The sequence below is a fragment of the Streptomyces sp. NPDC029296 genome, assembly GCF_055569255.1.
The window spans coordinates 158,645-178,922 of sequence record NZ_JBVHXT010000004.1 but is presented as its reverse complement, the minus strand read 5'-3'; the positions used below and the strand labels follow the sequence as shown (position 1 = coordinate 178,922).

Here is a 20,278-nt window from a genome sequence, read left to right as displayed (position 1 = left end):
GATAGCCGGGCCGCGCACGCTTCCCGGCATGGAATACCAACGGCGGCTTCCGCTCTCCATGGCACAGCAGGGCGTCTGGTTCGCCCACCAGCTGGACCCATCGGGCCGGCGCTACAACTGCGGCGAGTGCATCGACATCCGCGGTGACCTGGACCCCGAGGTGCTCCGGCGGGCCTGGGTGCGGTTGTGTTCCGAGGCCGAGGTGCTGCGGGTGGCCTCGGTCGGCGAGGACGGCGAGGGCCTACGGCAGTACGTCGCCGCGGCCCCGGCGCCCGCGCCTCCCCTGGTGGATCTGCGCGCTGCCGCGGATCCGGAGGAGGCCGCCCGGAAATGGATGGACGCCGATCTGGCGACCTCCGTGGACCTGGAGAAAGGGCCGCTGTCGCACGCGGCCGTTTTCCGGATCGGTCCGTCGCGGTTGCTGTTCTACTACCGAATTCATCACATTCTCGTGGACGCCTACGGGGTGCATCTGCTGCGCGACCGGCTCGCCGCACTGTGCGGCGAGCGGCCCGGCCCGGCCGGTTTCGAGCCGCTGCACACCCTCGCGGAGGAGGAGGCGGGCTACCGCTCCTCGCCCCGGTTCGAGGCGGACCGCGCCTACTGGACCGCCCGCTTCGCGGACCGTCCGGAGCCCGTCCTGCTGCCCGGCGCCGCCCCGGCCGGTGACCGGCCGCCGCGTCTGCGCCGGGAGGAGCCGCTACCCGAGGCCGGGCGCGCGGCGCTCGCCGGGGCCGCCCAAGCCCTCGGCACCACCTGGCAGACCGTCCTCGTCGCGGCGACCGCCGGTTATGTCCGGCGGATGACCGGGCGTTCCGACGTGATCCTCGGCCTGCCGGTGTCCGGGCGGCGCGGCCCCCACTCGCGGCGGGTGCCCGGGATGGCGACGGGCACCGTCGCGCTGCGCTTCGGCATCCCGCCGGAGGCGAGCCTCGCCGACCTGGTGCCCGTGGTGGCGGCGGAGATCGGGACCGCGCTGCGGCACGAGCGCTACCGGCACGAGGACCTGTGCCGCGAGCTGGGCGTGACCGGCCGGGAGGGCGGCCTGCTCGGGACGCTGGTCAACTTCATGCCGTACGAGCGCGACCTCGCCTTCGGCGGCGCCACCGGCCGGGTGACGAACCTGGCCTCCGGCCCCACCCCCGATCTGTCCGTGGCGGTCAGCGGCCGGCCGGACGGCACGCCGGGCACGCTGCTCTTCGACGCCGGTCCCGAACTGCACGACGCCGACGGCCTGGCCGCGCACGCCGCGCGACTGGCCGGGTTCGTCGCGCGGGCGGCGGGCTCGGTGCGCACGCCGATCGGCGAGCTGGACCTGCTGACCCCGGACGAGCGCACGGCCCTGCTGCCCGCCCGGGCGCCCTCCCCCGCGCACGCGGGTGACGTGCCCGGGCTCGTCGCCGCCCGCCCGGCCGGGGAACCGGCCGTCGAGGCCGGGGGGACCACGCTGACCTACGGCGAACTCAACGCGCGGGCCGACGCGCTGGCCGCCCGGCTGCGCGCCCAGGGCGCGGGACCGGGCACGAACGTGGCGCTGCTGATGCCCCGCACGGCCGGCCTCGTCGTGGCGATGCTCGCCTGTCTGCGGGCCGGCGCCGCCTACGTCCCGCTCGACCCCGGATACCCGAGGGAGCGGATCGACCACCTGCTGGCGGACGCCGCGCCCGTGTGCGTCCTCACCGAGGAGGGTCCCGCCGGGACGGCGGGGGACGGCTTCGGCCGTCCCGACCCGGACTCGGCCGCGTACCTCGTCTACACCTCGGGCTCGACCGGCCTGCCCAAGGGCGTGGTCGTCCCGCACGGCGCGCTCGCCAACCTCGCCCTCGACCACGCCGAGCGGTTCGGGCTCGGCCCCGGCGGCCGGGTGCTGCAGTACCTCTCGCCCGGTTTCGACGCCGCCGTGGGCGACATCTGGCCCGCGCTGGTCTCCGGTGCCACGCTGGTGCTCGCCCCGGACACCTCGGCCCTGGCGCCGGACGACCTCGCGGTGCTGCTGCGGGACGCCCGCATCACCCACCTGGCGCTGCCGACCGCCGTGCTGGCCGGTCTGCCCGCCCGGGAACTGCCCGACCTGGACGTGCTGATCGTCGGCGGCGAGGCCGTGGACGAGGCGCTCGTCGCCCGCTGGGCGCCCGGCCGCCGCATGTTCAACATGTACGGCCCGACCGAGACGACCGTGGCGGCGACCGGCAGCGGCCCGCTGTGCGCCGAGGGCCGGCCGCCGATCGGCCGGCCCGTCTCCGGGGCGCGGGTCTACGTGCTGGACGAGCGGCTGGAGCCCGTCCCCACCGGCTGCCCCGGCGAGCTGTACATCGCGGGCGCCGGAGTGGCGCGCGGCTACCACGGCCGCCCGGACCTGACCGCGGACCGTTTCCTGCCCTGCCCGTTCGGCCCGGACGGCGACCGCATGTACCGGACCGGGGACCGCGTCCGCCGCCGCCCGGACGGCCAGCTGGAGTATCTCGGCCGCGGGGACGGGCAGTTCAAGCTGCGCGGGCTGCGGATCGAGGCGGGCGAGGTGGAGGCCGCGCTGAGCCGGCACCCCGGTGTCCGCGCGGCGGCCGTGGCCCTGCGCGAGGACCGCCCCGGCGCCCGGCGGCTGGTCGGCTATCTGCTCCCGGCCGGGCCGCTCGACACCGCCGAGGTCCGGGAGCTGGCCCGGCGGGTCCTGCCCGAGGCCATGGTGCCCGCCGCGCTCGTCGTGCTGGACGCGTTCCCGCTGACCCCGCACGGCAAGGTCGACCGCCGCGCGCTGCCCGCCCCGCCCGAGGGACAGGCGGACGACGGCACGGACCCGGCCGGCTCCCCGGCCGAGGAGACGCTGCGCGCGCTCTTCGCCGACGTCCTGGGGCTGGACCGGGTCGGCGCCAGGGCCTCCTTCTTCGACCGGGGCGGCGACAGCATCATGGCGCTGCAACTGGTCAGCCGCGCCCGCAAGGCCGGGCTCGAACTCACCTCGCGCGAGGTGTTCCTGAACCCGACGGCCGCCGAACTGGCCCGCGTCGCCCGCCCGTTGCCCGACGAGGAGGCCGACGAGCCGGAGGGGGCCGGCATCGGCGAGGTGCCGCTCACCCCGATCGTGGCCTGGCTGGCCGAACAGCACGCCCCCAGCTCGCGCTTCAGCCAGTCGGTGACGGTCCGCACGCCCGCGGGCACCACGCCCGAGGCCCTGTCCGACGGCCTGCGCGCCCTGATCGACCACCACGACGCGCTGCGCATGCGGCTGGGCGACGGCTGGCGCCTGGAGGTCGGGCCGCCCGGCACGGTCGTACCCGAGCTGACCGTCGTACCCGGGCCGGGGAACGAGGACGAGCGGCGCGCGGCCGCGCGGGACCGGCTCGACCCGGCGCGGGGCGTCCTGCACCAGGCCGTCTGGTTCCCGGGCGGACCCGGCGCCCCCGGCCTCTTGGAGCTGACCGTGCACCACCTGGCCGTGGACGGCGTGTCCTGGCGGGTGCTCCTCCAGGACCTCGCCTCGGCGATGACCGGCGCCCCGCTGCCCGCGGTGGGCACCTCGGTGCGCACCTGGGCCCGCCGGCTGGCCGAGGCGGCACCGGAGCGGGCCGGGGAGCTGGCGCTGTGGGAGCGGATCGCGCGCACCGCCGACCCGGGGGCCTCGGCCGTCGGCCCGGACCCGGCCGCCGACCTGTTCGCCACCGCCCGCAGCCACACGGTGACCCTCTCCCCGGAGACGACCGGGGCGCTGCTCACCGAGGTGCCCGCCGTCTTCCGCGCCGGGGTCACCGAGGTGCTGCTGACCGGGCTGGCCCTGGCCTACCGCCGCTGGCGCGGGGCGGACGGCGCGGTCCTGTGCGACCTGGAGGGGCACGGCCGGGAGGACGTCTTCCCCGGTGTCCGCCTGGACCGCACCGTCGGCTGGTTCACCAGCATGTACCCGGTCCGCCTCGACCCGGGCGAGGTCGCCTGGCCGGAGGTGGCGGCGGCGGGCCCGGCCCTGGGCGGCGCGCTCAAGCGGGTCAAGGAGCAGCTGCGCGAGCTGCCCGACCACGGCCTCGGCTACGGCATGCTGCGCCACCTCCACGAGCCGTCCCGGGCCCGGCTGTCGGGGCTGCCCGCCCCGCGGATCGGCTTCAACTACCTGGGGCGCTTCTCCTCGGGGCAGGGCGCCGACTGGGAGCTGACCGACGGGGGTTTCCACGCCGACGCCGACCCGCGGATGCCGTTCGCGCACGAACTGGAGATCGTGGCGGCCACCTTCGACGGCCCGTCCGGGCCCGAGCTGACCGTCACCGTGCACTGGCCGCGGCGGCTCTTCCCCGACGAGCGGGTCGCCGAACTGACCGCCCTGTTCCGGACGGCCCTGGAGGGCCTGGCCCGGCACGGGCGCCGTCCCGGGGCCGGCGGGCTCACCCCGTCCGACGTGCCGCTGGTCCACCTGTCCCAGGACGAGATCGACGAACTGGCCGGGCACTACGGCCCGCTCGCCGACCTGCTGCCGCTCTCCCCGCTGCAAGAAGGTTTCCTCGTCCACAGCATGCGGACCGAGCACACGCTCGACGTGTACGCGGCCCAGCTGGGCGTCGACCTCGACGGGGACCTCGACGCCGCGCGGATGAGGGCCGCCGCCGAGGCCGCCCTGGACCGGCACGCCAACCTGCGCGCCGCCTTCTCCTACGGCGACCTGGACGAACCGGTCCAGGTCCTGCCGGCCCGGGTCGCGCTGCCCTGGCGGGAGGAGGACCTGGCCGGACACCCCGACGCGGAAGCGGAGGCCGCACGGCTGGCCGCCGCGGACCGCCGGGCCCGGTTCGACCCGGCGAAGCCGCCGCTGCTGCGGTTCCTGCTGCTCAGGCTGGGCGCACGGCGGTACCGGCTGGTGCTGACCGTCCACCACATCGTGTGGGACGGCTGGTCCACCTCGGTGCTGGTGCGGGAGCTGTTCTCCCTGTACGCGGGGGACCGGCTCGCGCCCGTCACACCGTACGGGCGGTACGCGGCCTGGCTGGCCGGCCGGGACCGGGACGCGGCGCGCCGGGCCTGGCGCGAGGCACTGGCCGGCCTGCCCGGCCCGACCCTGGCCGGCACCACGGGCCGTACCGAGGTGGCGCACGAACTGGTCGTCCGCGAGCTGGACGAGGCCACCACCGAGGCGCTGACGGCCCGTACGGCGGCGCACGGTCTGACGCTGAACACGGTCGTGCAGGGCGCCTGGGCCGTGGTGCTCGGCGAACTGACCGGCGGCCACGACGTGGTCTTCGGGTCCTCGGTGTCCGGCCGGCCGCCCGAGCTGCCCGGGGTCGAGGGCATGGTCGGGCTGTTCACCAACACCGTCCCGGTGCGGGTGCGGCTCGCGCCCGACGAGCCGTTCCTCGCGGCCCTGCTGCGCCTCCAGCGGGAGCAGGCCGCATTGCAGCCGCACGACCACCTGGGCCTGGCCGAGATCCAGCGGGCGGCCGGCCTGCGCACCCTGTTCGACACCACGACGCTGTTCGTGAACTACCCGATGGATCCGTCCGCGTGGGCGGCGGCCCTCGGCGGGCGGCTGCGGATGCGCGCGTTCGAGGCCGCGGACGACACCCACTTCCCGCTGCGGCTGGCGGTCGTCCCGGGCGCGCGGCTGTCGCTGCGGCTCGGGCACCGGCCGGACGCCTTCGGCCCCGCCGAGGCGCGGCGGCTGGCCGCGCGCTGTGCCCGGGTGCTCGAAGCGGTCGCGCTCGGCCCGGACCCGCTGGTCCGCGATCTGTCCGATCCCGTTCAGGAAGGCATATCATGACCGAGGACCACGTGTTCACCCTCACCGAGGCGGAGAGGGAGCGGACCGGGGCGGTCGCCGAGGCGCTCGCCGAGGCGGAGCCGCGCCTGGTCGACGACCGGAGCTGGCTGGACGCCTGCCGGGGGATGTCCGAGGAACTCCCCCGGCGGCTGCGCCGCAGACTGCGGGAGTTCCGGCACGACCCGGAGGCGGACGGCCTGCTGCTGGTCCGCAACCTGCCGCTGGGACCCGCTCTCGCGCCCACCCCCACCGTCCACGAGTCGGTCGAGCGGACGGCCACCCCGGCCGCCGGGACCATCGCCCTGGTCTCCTCGCAGCTCGGCGAGGTCATCGCCTACCGGGACGAGAAGAGCGGCGCCCTGGTGCAGAACGTCGTACCGGTGGCCGGCCGCGAGGAGCAGCAGAGCAACGCCGGTTCGGTCCCCCTCGAACTGCACGTGGAGAACGCCTTCCACCCCTACCGGCCGGACATGGTCGCGCTGCTGTGCCTGCGCCCCGACCACGACGGCGGCGCCGGGCTGCGGGTCGCCCCGGTCCGCCGGGCGGTCGCGCTGCTGCCGTACGACGTGCGCAAGGTGCTCGGCGAGGAACGGTTCCGCACCGAGGTGCCGCCGTCCTTCGGCGGCCCCGGCGGGCAGGCGCCGCTGCACCCGATCCTGTGCGGCGATTTCGACGACCCCGACGTGCGGGTGGACTTCCACGCCACCCATCCCGGGGACGAGCAGGCCGCCGAGGCGATGACGGTGCTGCGGGCCGCCCTGGACACCGTCACCCGCGCCGTCTACCTGCGCCCGGGCGACCTCGCGATCGTGGACAACCGGGTCACCCTGCACGGCCGCACCCACTTCACCCCGCGTTACGACGGCGAGGACCGCTGGCTGCACCGCACCTTCATCCACCTCGACCACCGCAGGTCCCGCGCCCTGCGCGCCGACAACGGCCAGGTGCTGTCGTGAGGCGGCTCCCGCTGGTCGTCGCGGCACTGCTCATGGGGCTGGTCCCCGCGGTGCCGGCCGTCGCCGCGAGGGGGGACGGGGCGCGCCGGGCCGACCGGCCCGAGGTGGTCGTGATCGGCACCGGCGGCACCATCACCGGCGTCGCCGGGGACCGGGCCGGCTTCGAGGACTACGACGGCAGCGCGCTGCCGGTCGCGGACATCGTGTCCGGCCTGCGCCCGGAGCTGGACGAGGTGGCGCGGGTCTCCGCCCAGGAGGGGCCGGAGCAGACCGCGATGACCGACTACTACGACCTGTCCCGCCAGGTCGACCGGGCGCTGCGCACGGCGGACGCGGTCGTGGTCACGTCGGGCACCAAGTCCCTGGAGGAACTGGCCTACTTCCTCGACCTGACGGTGCGCAGCCCCAAGCCCGTGGTCGTGACCGGCTCCATGCGGCCGTCCGACGTGTTCGGCGCGGACGGCCCCGCCAACCTGTACAACTCCGTCGTGCTGGCCGCGAGCGGGCGCACCCGGTGCTTCGGCACGGTCGTCGAGTTCGGCAACGAGATCCTCGCCGCCCGCGAGGCCACCAAGACCACCACGATCCGCCCCGACGCCTTCCAGGCCGGGCAGGACGGGGTGCTCGGCACCGTCGACGGCGACCGCATCCGGCTGCCGCGGGCGCCCGCCCGCATCCAGAAGTGCGGCCGGGACGGCTGGCGCACGCCGTTCGACCTGTCCGGGATCCGGCGGGAGAAGCTGCCCCGGACCGAGGTCGTCGCGTCCTACCCGGACGCCGGCGGCGAGGCCATCACCGCGTTCGCCGACGCGGGCGTGGCGGGCATCGTCGTCGCGGGCGACCCCTCGCCCGGCGAGGCCGGCGCGCTGCGCGGTGCGCTCGGCAAGGGCGTGACGGTCGTGGCGGCGGCCCGGACGGGCGGCGGCGCCGTGTACGACGCCCACGCCCCCGGCGTCCTGCCCGCCGAGGACCTGCTGCCGCAAAAGGCCCGGATCCTGCTGCTGCTCACGCTCGCCACCGCCCGGGAGCCGGCGGACGTCGCCGAGCGGTTCGCCCGGTACGGCGTCCCGCAGTTCACCTCCTGACCCGCTTCCGCCATCCCGGCACATCCGACTCCCGGCACATCCGACTCCCGGCACATCCGACTCCCGGCACATCCGACTCCCGGCACATCCGAAGGAGACCCTGTCATGACCGCCCCGACGCCCGTCCCCGAGCTGGTGGCCCGGCAGACCGCGCTGACCCCGGACCGGCCGGCGGTGGCCGCGGCCGGCAGGCAGCTGACCTACGCCGAGCTGGACGCCCGGGCCGACGCCCTGGCCCACGCCCTCGTCGCCCACGGCGCGGCACCGGACCGCCCGGTCGGCGTCCTGCTGCCGCGCGGCCCCGACCTCGTCGTCACCCTGCTCGCCGTCTGGCGGGCGGGGGCCGCCTACCTGCCCCTGGACCCGGGCCACCCGCCCGCCCGGCTGTCCGCCCTGGTCGGGCAGACCGGGCTCACCCTGGTCGTCACCGACCCCGCCGGGCACGCCCGGGTCGCCGCGGCCGGCGCCACCCCGGTGCCCGTCGGTGCCGCCGCCCCGGCCGACGAGTTCGTGCGGGTCACCGCGGAGCCCGGCACGGCCGCGTACGTGATGCACACCTCGGGCTCGACCGGCCGCCCGAAGGGCGTGGTGATCGACCACGCGGGCCTCGCCAACCGCGTCCGGTGGGCGATCGACTCGCTCGGCCTGGACGCCTCGGACCGGGTGCTGCAGAAGACCCCGGTGACCTTCGACGCGGCCGGCTGGGAGATCTTCGCGCCGCTCGCCGTCGGCGGCACGGTCGTGCTCGCGCCGGAGGGCGCCGAGCGGGACCCGGCGGCCCTGCTGAGGGCCGTCGCCGACAGCGGCGCGAGCGTGCTCCAGGTGGTGCCGTCCGTGCTGCGCGCGCTGACCGAGGAGGACGGCTGGGACCGCTGCGGCGCGCTGCGCGTGCTGTGCTGCGCCGGCGAGCCGCTGCACGCCGAGGCGGTCCGGCGGTTCCTCGCGCTGGCCCCGGCCGGGGTCACGGTCTGGAACACCTACGGGCCGACCGAGTGCTCCGTCGACATCACCGCCCACCGCTTCGACCCGGCACAGCGCTCCGGGCCCGTGCCGATCGGCCGGCCGATCACCGGGATGCGCGTGCTGGTGCTGGACGGGGACGGCGAACCGGCGGACGAGGGCGAGCTGTTCGCGGGCGGAGTGGGGGTCGCCCGCGGCTACCTCGGCCGCGCCGACCTGACGGCCGAGCGGTTCGTGCCCGACCCCTGCGGGCCGGCCGGGGCGCGGCTGTACCGCACCGGCGACCGGGTCCGGGTGCGCCCGGACGGGGCCCTGGAGTACCTCGGCCGCATCGACCGCCAGGTCAAGGTCGACGGCGTCCGGATCGAGCCGGGCGAGATCGAGGCCGCCCTGGAGGCCCACCCCGGGGTCGGCGGCGCGGCCGTCGTGCCGGTCGAGGCGCCGGGCGGCGGACCGGCCCTGGCCGCCTACGTCCGGGCGCCGAAGGTGCCGGACGGGCTGCGCGGCTATCTCGCCGAGCGGCTGCCGGGCACCCACGTGCCGTCGGTGCTGATCGCGGTCGACCGCTTCCCGGCCACCTCCAGCGGCAAGCTGGACCGGGCGGCCCTGCCCGCGCCGGTCCTCCCGGCGCCGGCCGGCCGGCGGGAGACCGCGGCCGAGGAGACGGTGGCCCGCGTCTGGCGCGACCTGTTCAAGGGCGACGCCATCGACCCGGACACCGACTTCTACCAACTGGGCGGAACGTCTCTTCAGTTCACCCGGCTGGTCAACCGGCTGCGCAAGGCGACCGGCCGCGAGCTGGCCCTCGCGGACCTGCTGACCGCGACCACGATCGCCGACCAGGCCCGCCTGCTCGACGGTCCGCACGACGAGGACGTCCCGGCTCCGCCGGCCGCCCCCTCCCGCCCGCTCGACGCCCCCGGCGGCCGCAACGCCCCGGTGCCGGCGGACGGCGGGACCCGCCCGCCCGGCGCCCGCGCCGCGGAGAGCGGCCCGGTGCCGCTGCCCCGCACCGGACCGCTGCCCCTGTCCTTCGGCCAGCGCCGGCTGTGGGTGCTGGACCGGATGAAACCGCGCAGCCGCGAGTGGGTGTCCGTGCTGTTCCTGCCGGTGCCGGACGGCACGGGCGAGGATCAGGTCGCCGCCGCGCTGGAGCGGCTGGTGGCGCGGCACGAGGCGCTGCGCACCGCGTTCACCGTCCAGGGCGGGGAGCCGATGCAGCTGATCCGGCCGCCGGTCCCGCTGGAACTGACCACGGCCGAGGCCGGTCCCGAGGACCTGCCCGCCGTGCTCGACCGCGAGCTGGACCGGGGCTTCGACCTGGCGGGCGGTCCGCTCGCCCGGGCCCTGCTGGCCCGCGACCCCGCGCCCGGCGGCCGGCGGGTGCTGGTGCTCTCGGTGCACCACATCATCTGCGACGGCTGGTCCTCCTCGGTGCTCGCACGCGAGTTCACCACGATCCTGTCCGCGCTGCGCGCGGGCCGCGAGCCGCACCTGCCCGCCCTGCCGGTCCAGTACGCCGACTTCGCGGCCTGGCAGCGCGAGCGGATCACCCCCGAGACGGTGGAGAGGGAACTCGCCTACTGGCGTGCCGCCCTCGAGGGCGCGGCCCCGCTGGAGCCGAGGTCCGACCACCCGCGGCCCCGGGTGCGCGACGGCAGGGGCGCGATGGTGCCGCTGGAGCTGTCGCCCGAGGTCACCGAGGCCCTCACCGAGCTGGGCCGTCGCCGCGGGGCCACCCCGTTCATGACGCTGCTGACCGGCTTCGCCGCGCTGCTCGCCCGCCGCACCGGACAGTGGGACGTGGTGCTCGGCACCCCGGTGGCCGGCCGCGACCGGCCCGGGACCGAGGGCGTCGTCGGCTTCTTCCTCAACAGCCTGGTCCTGCGCCTCGGCCTGTCCGGCGGGCTGTCCTTCGACGCGGGCGTCGAGCGGGTCCGGGACGCGTGCCGGGCCGCCTTCGCCCACCAGGACCTGCCCTTCGAGCAGCTCGTCGCCGACCTCGCCCCCGAGCGGGACTCCTCGCGCACCCCGCTGTACCAGGTCGCCTTCGACCTCCACGACGAGGAGCTGACCGGCTCGGCCGCCGACGCGGCGGACCTGGCGACCCTGGTCGAGGTCTCCCGGATCGCCAAGACCGACCTCACCCTCTATCTGCGCCGCCGCCCCGACGGGGGCATGTCCGGCGGCCTGGAGTACGCCACCGCCCTGTTCGAGCGGGACACCGTCGAGCGCATGGCGGACCAGTTCGCCCTGCTGCTCGGGCAGGCCTCGGCGCACCCGGGCACCCGCCTGGACGCCCTCGACCTGCTCCCGGCCGCCGAGCGCGGGACGCTGCTGCGCTGGAGCGGCACCCCCGCCCCGGCGTACACCACCGACGCCCCGGGCCTCTTCGAGCGGCAGGCCGACGCCACCCCCGACGCGGTCGCGCTGCGCACCGAGGCCGGCGAGGTCACCTTCGCCGAGCTGGACCGGCGGGCCAACCGCGTCGCCCACCGGCTGCGGGACCTCGGCGCGGGCGCGGACACGGTCGTCGGCGTCCTGGTCGACCGCGGCGCCGGCCTGATCGCCTCCCTGCTCGGCGTGTGGAAGGCGGGCGCGGCCTATCTGCCGATCGAGCCGGGCACCCCGGCCGAGCGGATCCGGTACATGCTGGCCGACGCCGGGGCCGGCCTGCTGGTCTCCCCCACCGCCTTCGAGGGCGTCCGCACCGTGTCCCCGGACCCGGACGGCGCCGGGGCCTCCGCGCGGCCCGCCCGCCCGGCCGACCCGGAGCGGCTGGCGTACGTCGTCTACACCTCCGGTTCCACGGGCAGGCCCAAGGGCGTCGAGATCACCCACGCCGCTCTCGCGGGCCATCTGCGGTGGGCGGTGGACGAGCTGGCGCTCGCGGCGCCGGGCGGCGCGGCGGTGTTCACCTCGGTCGCCTTCGACCTCGGTGTCCCCAACCTGTGGGCGGGGCTGCTGGCCGGCCGGCCGACCACGCTGCTGCCGCAGGACCTGGACCTGACCGAGCTGGGCGCCCGTCTGGTCGCCGCCGCCCCGCTGGCCTTCCTCAAGCTCACGCCCGGCCACCTGGAGATCCTGTCCGGGCTGCCCGAGGAGCGGATCGCCGGCCTCGCGGCCCGGATCGTCGTCGCGGGCGAGGCGCTGCCGGCCGCCCTGGCCGAGCGCTGGGCCTCCCTCCTCGGACCGGGCCGGCTGATCAACGAGTACGGCCCGACCGAGACCTGTGTGGGCGCCACCGTCCATCCGGTCACGGCGGGCACCGGCCGGGACGCCGTGCCGATCGGCCGCGCCCTGCCCGGCGTACGGACGCACGTGCTGGACTCCTGGCTCCGGCCGGTCCCCATCGGCGCGGTCGGTGAACTGTGCGTCGGCGGCGCGGGGGTCGCCCGCGGCTACACCGGCAGGCCGGGGCAGACCGCCGAGCGGTTCGTGCCCGATCCGTACGGGGCGCCGGGCGACCGGCTGTACCGGACCGGGGACCTGGCCCGGGTGCTGGACGGCGGCGAGGTGGAGTTCCTCGGCCGCGCCGACACCCAGGTCAAGATCCGCGGCTACCGCGTGGAGCTCTCCGAGATCGCCGCGGTGGTCGCCGAGCACCCGCAGGTGGGGCAGGCCGTGGCCACCGCGCACGACGGGCTGCTCCACGTCGTCTACGTCCCCGACGGCACCGAGCCCTCCGCGCAGTCGCTCGCGGACCTGTGCGCCGCCCGGCTGCCCGCGTACATGCGGCCCGCCGCGTTCACCGCGCTGGCCGCGATACCGCTGAACGCCAACGGCAAGGTCGACCGGGCCGCGCTGCCCGCGCCCGCCCCCCGCGAGCACGAACCGGTGCCGCCGCGCGGGATCGTCGAGGAACGGGTCGCGGAGATCTTCACCGATCTGCTCGCGGCCCCGGTGGGCGCGCACACCGGCTTCTTCCGGGCCGGGGGCAACTCGATCCTCGCCATCCGGCTGGTGGCCGCGCTCCAGGACGCCTTCGACGTGGACCTGCCGATCCGGGCCGTCTTCGAGGGCCCGACCGTCGCCGAACTGGCGGCCCTGATCGAGGACTTGGTTCGTTCCGAGCTCGACGCGATGTCCGACGCCGAGCTCAACGCCTACGGAAAGGAGGACGTCAATGGACTTCGCCTTGACGACCGAGCAGCAGCGTCGTCGTGACCGGTTGCTGGCCGCGATCAGGGAGGAACTGCCGGGGCGCCGGCGCACGGACCCGGCGGACCATTTCGACCGGGAGGACTGGGCCAGGGCAGCGGCCCTCGGGCTCACCGGGCTGTGCCTGCCCGAGGAGTCGGGGGGCGGCGGGCTCGGCGCCCTGGACACCGCGCTGTGCCTGGAGGCGTTCGGCCAGGGCTGCCTGGACACCGGGCTGGCCTTCGGGGTCGCCGCCCATCTGCTGGCCTGCGCCGTTCCGGTACGGGACTTCGCCGGCGCCGAGGTGCGCGAGGAACTGCTGAAGGGCCTGGCCACCGGCTCGCTGATCGCGTCCAACGCGATCACCGAGGACGGGGCGGGCTCCGACACCGCCCGGCTGGAGATGACCGCCCGGCGCGACGGCGACTGCTACGTGATCGACGGCGTGAAGTCGTTCGCGAGCAACGCCCCGCTGTCCGATGTGATCGTCACCTACGCCGTCACCGAGCCCGAGGCCGGGTTCCTCGGCACCAGCGGGTTCGCCGTCCCGCGCGAGCTGCCCGGGCTGAGCGTCGGCCCGCCGCTGGAGAAGATGGGCCTGCACGGCTGCCCGGCCGGCCGGATCACCTTCGACGGGGTCCGGGTCCCCGCCCGCTATCTGCTGGGCGAGGAGGGCCAGGGCCGGGCGATCTTCCAGCACTCCATGGGCTGGGAACGGGCCTGCCTGTTCGCGATCTACCTGGGGGTGATGACGTACCAGCTGGAGCGGTGCGTCGCCCATGTCCGCTCGCGCAAGCAGTTCCGCCGCAGGCTGGCCGACTTCCAGGCCGTCTCGCACAAGATCTCGGTGATGTCGGAGCGGCTGGAGGGGGCGCGGCTGCTGCTGTACCGGGCCTGCTGGCTCACCGACCAGGGCACCGCCGACGCGGGCGCCGTGTCGCTGGCCAAGGTCGCGGTCTCCGAGGCCGCCGTCGCCAACGCCCGGGACGCGGTCCAGGTCTTCGGCGGCATCGGCTACCTCGCCTCCACCGGCATCGAGCAGCAGTTGCGTGACGCCGTGCCCAGCACGCTCTTCTCCGGCACCACCGAGATCCACCGGAGCGTCATCGCGAGGGAGAGAGGCTTGTGAACCTGCACGAGCTGGTCATCCGGTCCGCCCGGCGCCATCCGGAGCGGCCGGCCCTCGCGGGCCCGGACCGGGAACTGAGCTACCGCGAGCTCGACCGCGCGGCGAACGCCTACGCCCGCCTCCTCGCCGGGGCCGGGGTGGGCCACGGGGACCGGGTCGTCCTGTGGGGCGACAAGTCGCCCTCGGTCGTGGTCGCGATGCAGGCGGTGCTGCGCCTGGGCGCCGTCTACGTCCCCCAGGACGGCACGGCCCCCCTCGCCAGGGTCGCCACCGTGGCCCGCGACTCGGGCGCCCGGGTGGTGTGCGCGACGGGACCGCGGCTGGCGGAGGTCCGCTCGGCGCTCGACGGCGTCACGGCGCTCGACCTGGAGGACGGCACGCCCGGCGACGAGGCCCTGCCCCCGGTCGACACGGAGGTGAAGCCGGACGACCCGGCCTTCATCCTCTACACGTCCGGCTCCACCGGGACGCCGAAGGGCGTGAGCATCAGCCACCGCAACGCCCGGGCCTTCGTCGACTGGGCCGTGGGACTGCTCGGCGCGGGACCCGAGGACCGCTTCGCCAACCACGCGCCGCTCGTCTTCGACCTGTCGGTGCTGGACCTGTACGCCGCCTTCTCGGCGGGCGCCTCGGTCCGCCTGGTCCCGGCCGCGCTGGCCTACGCGCCCGGCGAACTGGTGGAGTTCCTGCACCGGGAGCGGATCACGGTCTGGTACTCGGTGCCCTCCGCGCTCATCCTGATGATCCGCGGCGGCGGGCTGCTCGACCGGCCCGCCCCCGCCGGACTGCGGGCGGTGCTGTTCGCCGGGGAGCCGTTCCCCGTCGCCCACGTCCGCCGCCTGGCCGCGTGGACGGACGCCCGCCTGCTCAACCTCTACGGCCCGACCGAGACCAACGTGTGCACCTGGCACGAGGTCGTCCCGGCCGACCTGGAGCGCGACCGGCCGGTGCCCATCGGCAGGGCCGCGAGCGGCGACGAGGTGTGGGCCCGGACCGACGCCGGCACCGTCGCCGGGCCGGGCGAGCAGGGCGAACTGATCGTCACCGGGCCGACGGTGATGCTCGGTTACTGGGGCAGGACGCCCTGTTCCGGCGAGTACGCCACCGGCGACCTCGTCACCGTGCTGCCCGGCGGCTCCTTCGACTACGTCGGCCGCCGCGACCACGCGGTGAAGGTCCGCGGCCACCGCATCGAACTCGGCGAGATCGAGACCACCTGCAACGCCCACGACGACGTCGAGAACGCGGCCGTCGTCGTGGCCGGCGAGGGCATGGACGCCCGGCTGGTCGCGTTCGTCGTCCCCGCGCCCGGCGCCCGGCCCGGCGCGCTGGCCCTGCGCCGGCACCTGGCGGAGCGGCTGCCCAGCTACATGATCGCCGACCACGTCCATCTGCTCGCCGACCTGCCCAGGACCCGCAACGGAAAGATCGACCGCCCGGAGCTGGTCCGGCGGCATCTGACCCTTTCGAAAGGACGCTCGTGAACATCGACGCCGTGACCGCCCGCGTACTGGACTTCATCAGGACCGAGTTCCTCTGGTCCGACGAGGGACGCGAGATCGACGCGACCACCCCGCTGCTGGAGTGGGGCATCGTCGACTCGCTCCGGATCGCGCTGCTGCAGGCCTTCATCCTCAACGAGTGGGGCGTCTCCGTGCCCGCCGTCCGGATCGACGCGAAGAACTTCAAGAACGCCGCCTCGATCGCCACCATGATCTGCGAGCTGGAGCAGGAGACCGTCCGATGACCACCACCGACTTCGACATCGCCGTGATCGGCGGCGGGCCCGCCGGCTCCACCGCCGCCTCCTACCTGGCACGCGCCGGGCTCTCCGTGATCGTCTTCGAGAGCGAGACCTTCCCCCGGCCGCACGTGGGCGAGTCGCTGGTGCCGGCCACCACACCGGTGCTGCTGGAGATCGGCGCCCTCGACAAGATCGACGAGGCCGGCTTCCCGCGCAAGTACGGCGCCTCCTGGACCTCGGCGGAGTCGCGCGACATCCCCCGGCTGGGCTTCAGCGGCCTCCAGCACGACTGGACCGCGGACATCCAGTTCGTCGAGCGTGACCAGCAGGGGGTGGACCGCGACTACACGTACCACGTGGACCGCTCCCGCTTCGACTCGATCCTGCTGCGGCACGCCGAGGAGCAGGGCGCGACCGTCCTCAACGGCGCCCGGGTCCTCGGCGTCGACTTCGGCGACCCGGAGGTCGTGGTCCGCACCCGGATCGCGGGCAAGCGGGTGGACTACACGGTCGGGATGGTCGTGGACGCCTCCGGCCGGCAGACCATGCTGGGCCGGCAGCTGAAGACCAAGGTGCCCGACCCGGTCTTCGACCAGTACGCCGTGCACGCCTGGTTCGAGGGGCTGGACCGGGAGGCGCTGTCCACCTCCGCGGCCCAGGCCGAGCACATCTACGTGCACTTCCTGCCGATCAACGACTCCTGGGTCTGGCAGATCCCGATCACCGACACGATCACCAGCATCGGCGTGGTGACCCAGAAGAAGCGCTTCTCGGAGGGCAGCGGCGACCTCGACGAGTTCTTCTGGGAGTTCGTCGGCAGCCGCCCCGAGCTGCACGACGCGCTCAAGGGCTGCCGCCAGGTCCGCCCCCTGAAGGCGGAGGGCGACTACAGCTACTCGGTCAAGGAGATCACCGGCGACCGCTACGTCCTGATCGGCGACGCCGCCCGCTTCGTGGACCCGATCTTCTCCAGCGGGGTCAGCGTGGCCCTGAACAGCGCCCGCATCGCCTCCCGGGACATCATCGCGGCGCACGCGGCCGGCGACTACGGCAAGGACCGGTTCGCCGCCTACGAGACCAAGCTCCGCAGGGCGGTGCGCTACTGGTACGAGTTCATCTCCATCTACTACCGGCTCAACGTCCTGTTCACCGCGTTCGTCCAGGACCCCCGGTACCGCAAGGACGTGCTGAAGATGCTCCAGGGCGACGTGTACGACGACGAGGAGCCGAAGGCCCTGGTCGCCATGCGCGAGGCGGTGGCCGCGGTGGAGGCCAACCCCGACCACCTGTGGCACCCCTACCTGGGCACCCTCAAGGCCACCCGCTGACCGGCACCGCCCCCACCGGAAGGAAATGATTCCGTCATGCTCATCCTGCGACACAGCGAGGTCGCGCGGCTCCTCGACGGCTGCGAACTCGACACCATGTCGGTCGTCGCGGACGCCTACCGCCTGCACGAGCAGGGCGACACCGCGGTGCCGCACTCGACGTTCCTGAGGTTCCCCGGGCAGCCCCGGGACCGCATCATCGGGCTGCCCGCCTACCGGGGCGGGCAGCGGCCGGCCGCCGGCATGAAGTGGATCGCCTCCTTCCCCGCCAACATCGAGCGCGGGATCCAGCGGGCCAGCGCGGCGATCATCCTCAACTCCCTGGAGACGGGCCGCCCCGAGGCCCTCATCGAGGGGTCGCTGATCTCCGCCAAGCGCACCGCGGCGAGCGCGGCCCTCGCCGCGGAGCTGCTCACCCGCGACCACCGCCCCGACGGCCTGTCGCTGATCGGCTGCGGGGTGATCAACCTGGAGATCCTGCGCCATGTGCACGCGGCACTGCCGGACCTCACCTCGCTCGCGGTGTACGACAGTTCGCCCGAGCGGGCCGCCGCCTTCGCCGCCCAGGCGGCCGAGGCGGTGCCCGGGGCGCGGGTGCTCGTGCTCGACAGCGCGGAGAAGGCGCTGGCCGCGCACGGCCTCGTCGCGATCGCCACCTCGGCCGTCGAACCGCACCTGGACCTGGCGGCGGCGGAGCCGGGCACGGTCGTGCTGCACATCTCGCTGCGGGACCTGCTGCCCGAGTCGCTGGCCGGGGCGTGCAACATCGTCGACGACACCGAGCACGCGCTGCGCGAGCGCACCTCCCTCGACCTCGCCGTCCAGGCGGCGGGGCACCGCGACTTCATCGCCCCGACCATCGGCCGGCTGCTCCTGGACGAGGACCGCGGGGAGGGGTTCAGCCCCGAGCCGGGGCGGACGGTCGTCTACGCCCCGTTCGGCCTCGGCGTCCTCGACATCGCCCTGGCCGACCACGTCCTCACCGCCGCCCGGGCCCGAGGGCTCGGCGTACGGGTGGAGGGCTTCCTGCCCGCCTGACCGGCCGGGAGCCCTCGCCACCGAAGCAGGGCCAGGGCCGGCACATCCCCCGGCCGGCCCTGGCCCTCCCCTGTTCCGGCGCCGCCCGGCTCCTCGCAGAGAGGCACGTCATGCCCCGAACCCCACCCGCAGCCGCTCCCGGCCGGGCACTCCACCGGACGGCCCCCCGGGGCCGCGCGCCGTCGGTGGGCGACGGCACCGGCCGCTTCGGCCGGAGCAACGCCGTCCACGTGTGGCACGGCCGGGTCGCGGACCTTCCCGACCCGGCCGACACGGCCCTGCTGGACGACACGGAACTGCGCACGTTCCGGCGCCGCGGCGCGCCGTTCGCCGGCCGCTACGCGGGCGCGCACGCGGCCGTGCGCCGGATCCTCGCGGATCACTACCTGGGCGGCCCGCCGGCCGCGATCCGGTTCGGCCGGCACCGGTGCCCGAGGTGCGGCGACCCCACGCACGGGCGGCCCAGGATCGTCTCACCCCGCACCCGGCTGGACTTCAGCCTGTCGCACTCCGGGCCGTACTGGCTGCTCGCCGTCACCGCGGGCGGGCAGGTGGGCGTCGACATCGAGGAGCACACCGGGCGCGGCTTCGGGGACGCGCCCCGGATCGCGCTGTCGGACGCGGAACTCGACGTGCTGAGCGGGGCCGGGAACGAGCGGGAGTACGAGGAGGTCTTCCTCCGTGCCTGGACCCGCAAGGAAGCGGTCCTCAAGGCCGTCGGGGTGGGCATCGTCGCCGACCTGCGCGCCGTGAACACGCTCACCCACGGCCGCGGGCCGCTCCGCATCGACCACGAGGAACCCGGCGGCCCCACGAGGTGGACCGTCCGGGACCTCCTCCTGGGCCCGGGCCGCTCGGCGGCCCTGGCCCACGAACACACCCGCCCGGGCCCGGTCCTCCTCCGGCCCCCGACCGCGCCGACGCCTCAGCCCGGCCGGGCCACCGACGGCCGGGCGTGACCGCCGGACCCCTGACGGCCCGACGCGACCCGCCACCGGGAAGTCGGTGCGGCCGGACCCCCGACGCCCCGGTGGCCTCCCTTCCCCGCGGTCAGCCGGGCGTCCGCCCGGGCCCGGGCCGTCGCGCCTTTCCTCTGCTCTCCAGCTTGTGCGCAGTGCCGTGGAACTGCGCACCAGCTGGAGCCCCCGTCACCCTGTCGGACCGGCCACCAGATCGCCCCGGCCGGGCAGCGCCGGCGCGAAGTCGTCCGCCAGGATCGTCTGGTGGGCGCTGCGCAGGGTCGGCCCCGGATCGACCCCCAGTTGTTCCCGCAGCAGACCGCAGCCCGCGTGGAACGTCTCGAAGGCCTCGGCCTGCCGGTCGCTGCGGTGCAGGGCGATCATCAGCTTCGCCCGGAACGTCTCCCGCAATGGGTGCGCTCCCACCAGCTGCGTGAGTTCGCCGATCAGCTGCCGCTGCCGGCCCAGCCGGAGATCCGCGTCGATCCGGCTCTCCAGCACTTCCATCCGGGCCATCTCGATCCTGGACCGCTCGTTGTCGACCAGCGCGTCCGTCACCCCCGTGAGGGTGGGGCCGCTCCACAGGTCGAGCGCCGCCCGGAACCGGGCCGCCGCCTCGGCGATCCGCTCCGCACGCATCAGCGTCTGCCCCTCTTTGGCCAGCTTGTAGAACTCGTCCAGATCGAAGCGGGCACCCCCTCTCTCGATGCGGTACCCGCGGCCGCACCGCGTGATCGTCGCATCGCCGTGGAAATGACCCCGCAGCCGCGAGGCGTAGGTGTAGATCTGTGCCTGATACGTGGCGGGAGGCCGCCGTTCCCACAGCACCCCGCCGAGGTCCGAGTCCGAGACGACCCAGCCGTCGGCGAGCAGGAGGGCGGCCAGTATGGTCCGTTGCTTGCAACCGCCCAGTGGAGCCTCCACCCCGTCGGACCACAGTCCGACGGGCCCGAGAACGCGGAACTCTAGCATGACCGTGAGTCAGCTCCCATCTGTGTCTCCCTGTGCGTACACGACGACAACTCCTGCCCGTTGCTTACGGATTGGCGGGTCAGGATCTCCTTGGCGACCATCCCCCGGGGTCACCGAACGAGGTGCCGATCAGCTTCTGTGGCTGGCCGTGTGGGGGGAGGTGGACGAGCAGCTGCCGCTGTTCGGCCGCGGTCGGGGGGATCCGGACGCCGGCCGACTCACGTCGAGCGGGC

Annotated in this window: 11 protein-coding genes; 10 read left to right on the top strand and 1 reads right to left on the bottom strand. The window is 75.3% G+C overall.

The features are described 5' to 3' along the window. The first annotated feature begins 28 nt into the window (after nt 1-28). From ACZ4W9_RS05200 to ACZ4W9_RS05155, 10 genes are all read left to right on the top strand, one after another. Nucleotides 29-5,734, top strand: coding sequence for an amino acid adenylation domain-containing protein (locus ACZ4W9_RS05200; RefSeq protein ID WP_467933302.1), 5,706 nt, complete (start codon nt 29-31; stop codon nt 5,732-5,734). Further along, nucleotides 5,731-6,690: a TauD/TfdA family dioxygenase gene (locus ACZ4W9_RS05195; RefSeq protein ID WP_467933300.1), complete on the top strand. Its 960-nt coding sequence runs from the start codon at nt 5,731-5,733 to the stop codon at nt 6,688-6,690. Before ACZ4W9_RS05200 ends, ACZ4W9_RS05195 begins: the two co-directional genes overlap by 4 nt. Then, on the top strand, nt 6,687-7,775 hold the full coding sequence (locus tag ACZ4W9_RS05190; protein WP_467933299.1) for an asparaginase: 1,089 nt from the start codon (nt 6,687-6,689) through the stop codon (nt 7,773-7,775). The genes ACZ4W9_RS05195 and ACZ4W9_RS05190 overlap by 4 nt, the downstream gene beginning before the upstream one ends. Nucleotides 7,776-7,880: 105 nt before the next feature. After that, nucleotides 7,881-12,902, top strand: a complete 5,022-nt coding sequence (locus tag ACZ4W9_RS05185) for an amino acid adenylation domain-containing protein (protein ID WP_467933298.1) — start codon at nt 7,881-7,883, stop codon at nt 12,900-12,902. Next, nucleotides 12,862-14,004, top strand: a complete 1,143-nt coding sequence (locus tag ACZ4W9_RS05180) for an acyl-CoA dehydrogenase family protein (protein ID WP_467933296.1) — start codon at nt 12,862-12,864, stop codon at nt 14,002-14,004. The genes ACZ4W9_RS05185 and ACZ4W9_RS05180 overlap by 41 nt, the downstream gene beginning before the upstream one ends. Beyond that, nucleotides 14,001-15,488: an amino acid adenylation domain-containing protein gene (locus tag ACZ4W9_RS05175; RefSeq protein WP_467933295.1), complete on the top strand. Its 1,488-nt coding sequence runs from the start codon at nt 14,001-14,003 to the stop codon at nt 15,486-15,488. Before ACZ4W9_RS05180 ends, ACZ4W9_RS05175 begins: the two co-directional genes overlap by 4 nt. Further along, nucleotides 15,485-15,751 carry an acyl carrier protein gene (locus ACZ4W9_RS05170; RefSeq protein WP_467933294.1) on the top strand — a complete coding sequence of 89 codons (267 nt, stop codon included), beginning with the start codon at nt 15,485-15,487 and terminating at the stop codon, nt 15,749-15,751. Before ACZ4W9_RS05175 ends, ACZ4W9_RS05170 begins: the two co-directional genes overlap by 4 nt. Further along, nucleotides 15,748-17,076, top strand: a complete 1,329-nt coding sequence (locus ACZ4W9_RS05165; RefSeq protein WP_467933293.1) for an NAD(P)/FAD-dependent oxidoreductase — start codon at nt 15,748-15,750, stop codon at nt 17,074-17,076. The genes ACZ4W9_RS05170 and ACZ4W9_RS05165 overlap by 4 nt, the downstream gene beginning before the upstream one ends. Before the next feature lie 36 nt (nt 17,077-17,112). Next, complete coding sequence (gene sbnB, locus ACZ4W9_RS05160; protein ID WP_467933291.1) at nt 17,113-18,114, top strand: 2,3-diaminopropionate biosynthesis protein SbnB; 1,002 nt, start codon at nt 17,113-17,115, stop codon at nt 18,112-18,114. Nucleotides 18,115-18,224: 110 nt separating this feature from the next. Then, entirely contained in the window at nt 18,225-19,073 is an 849-nt protein-coding gene (locus ACZ4W9_RS05155; protein WP_467933290.1) for a 4'-phosphopantetheinyl transferase family protein, read from the top strand. A 189-nt stretch (nt 19,074-19,262) separates the two neighbouring features. On the opposite strand, the gene ACZ4W9_RS05150 is transcribed toward ACZ4W9_RS05155, so the two are convergent. Next, nucleotides 19,263-20,045 carry an AfsR/SARP family transcriptional regulator gene (locus ACZ4W9_RS05150; protein WP_467933289.1) on the bottom strand — a complete coding sequence of 261 codons (783 nt, stop codon included), beginning with the start codon at nt 20,043-20,045 and terminating at the stop codon, nt 19,263-19,265. Nucleotides 20,046-20,278 lie beyond the last annotated feature (233 nt).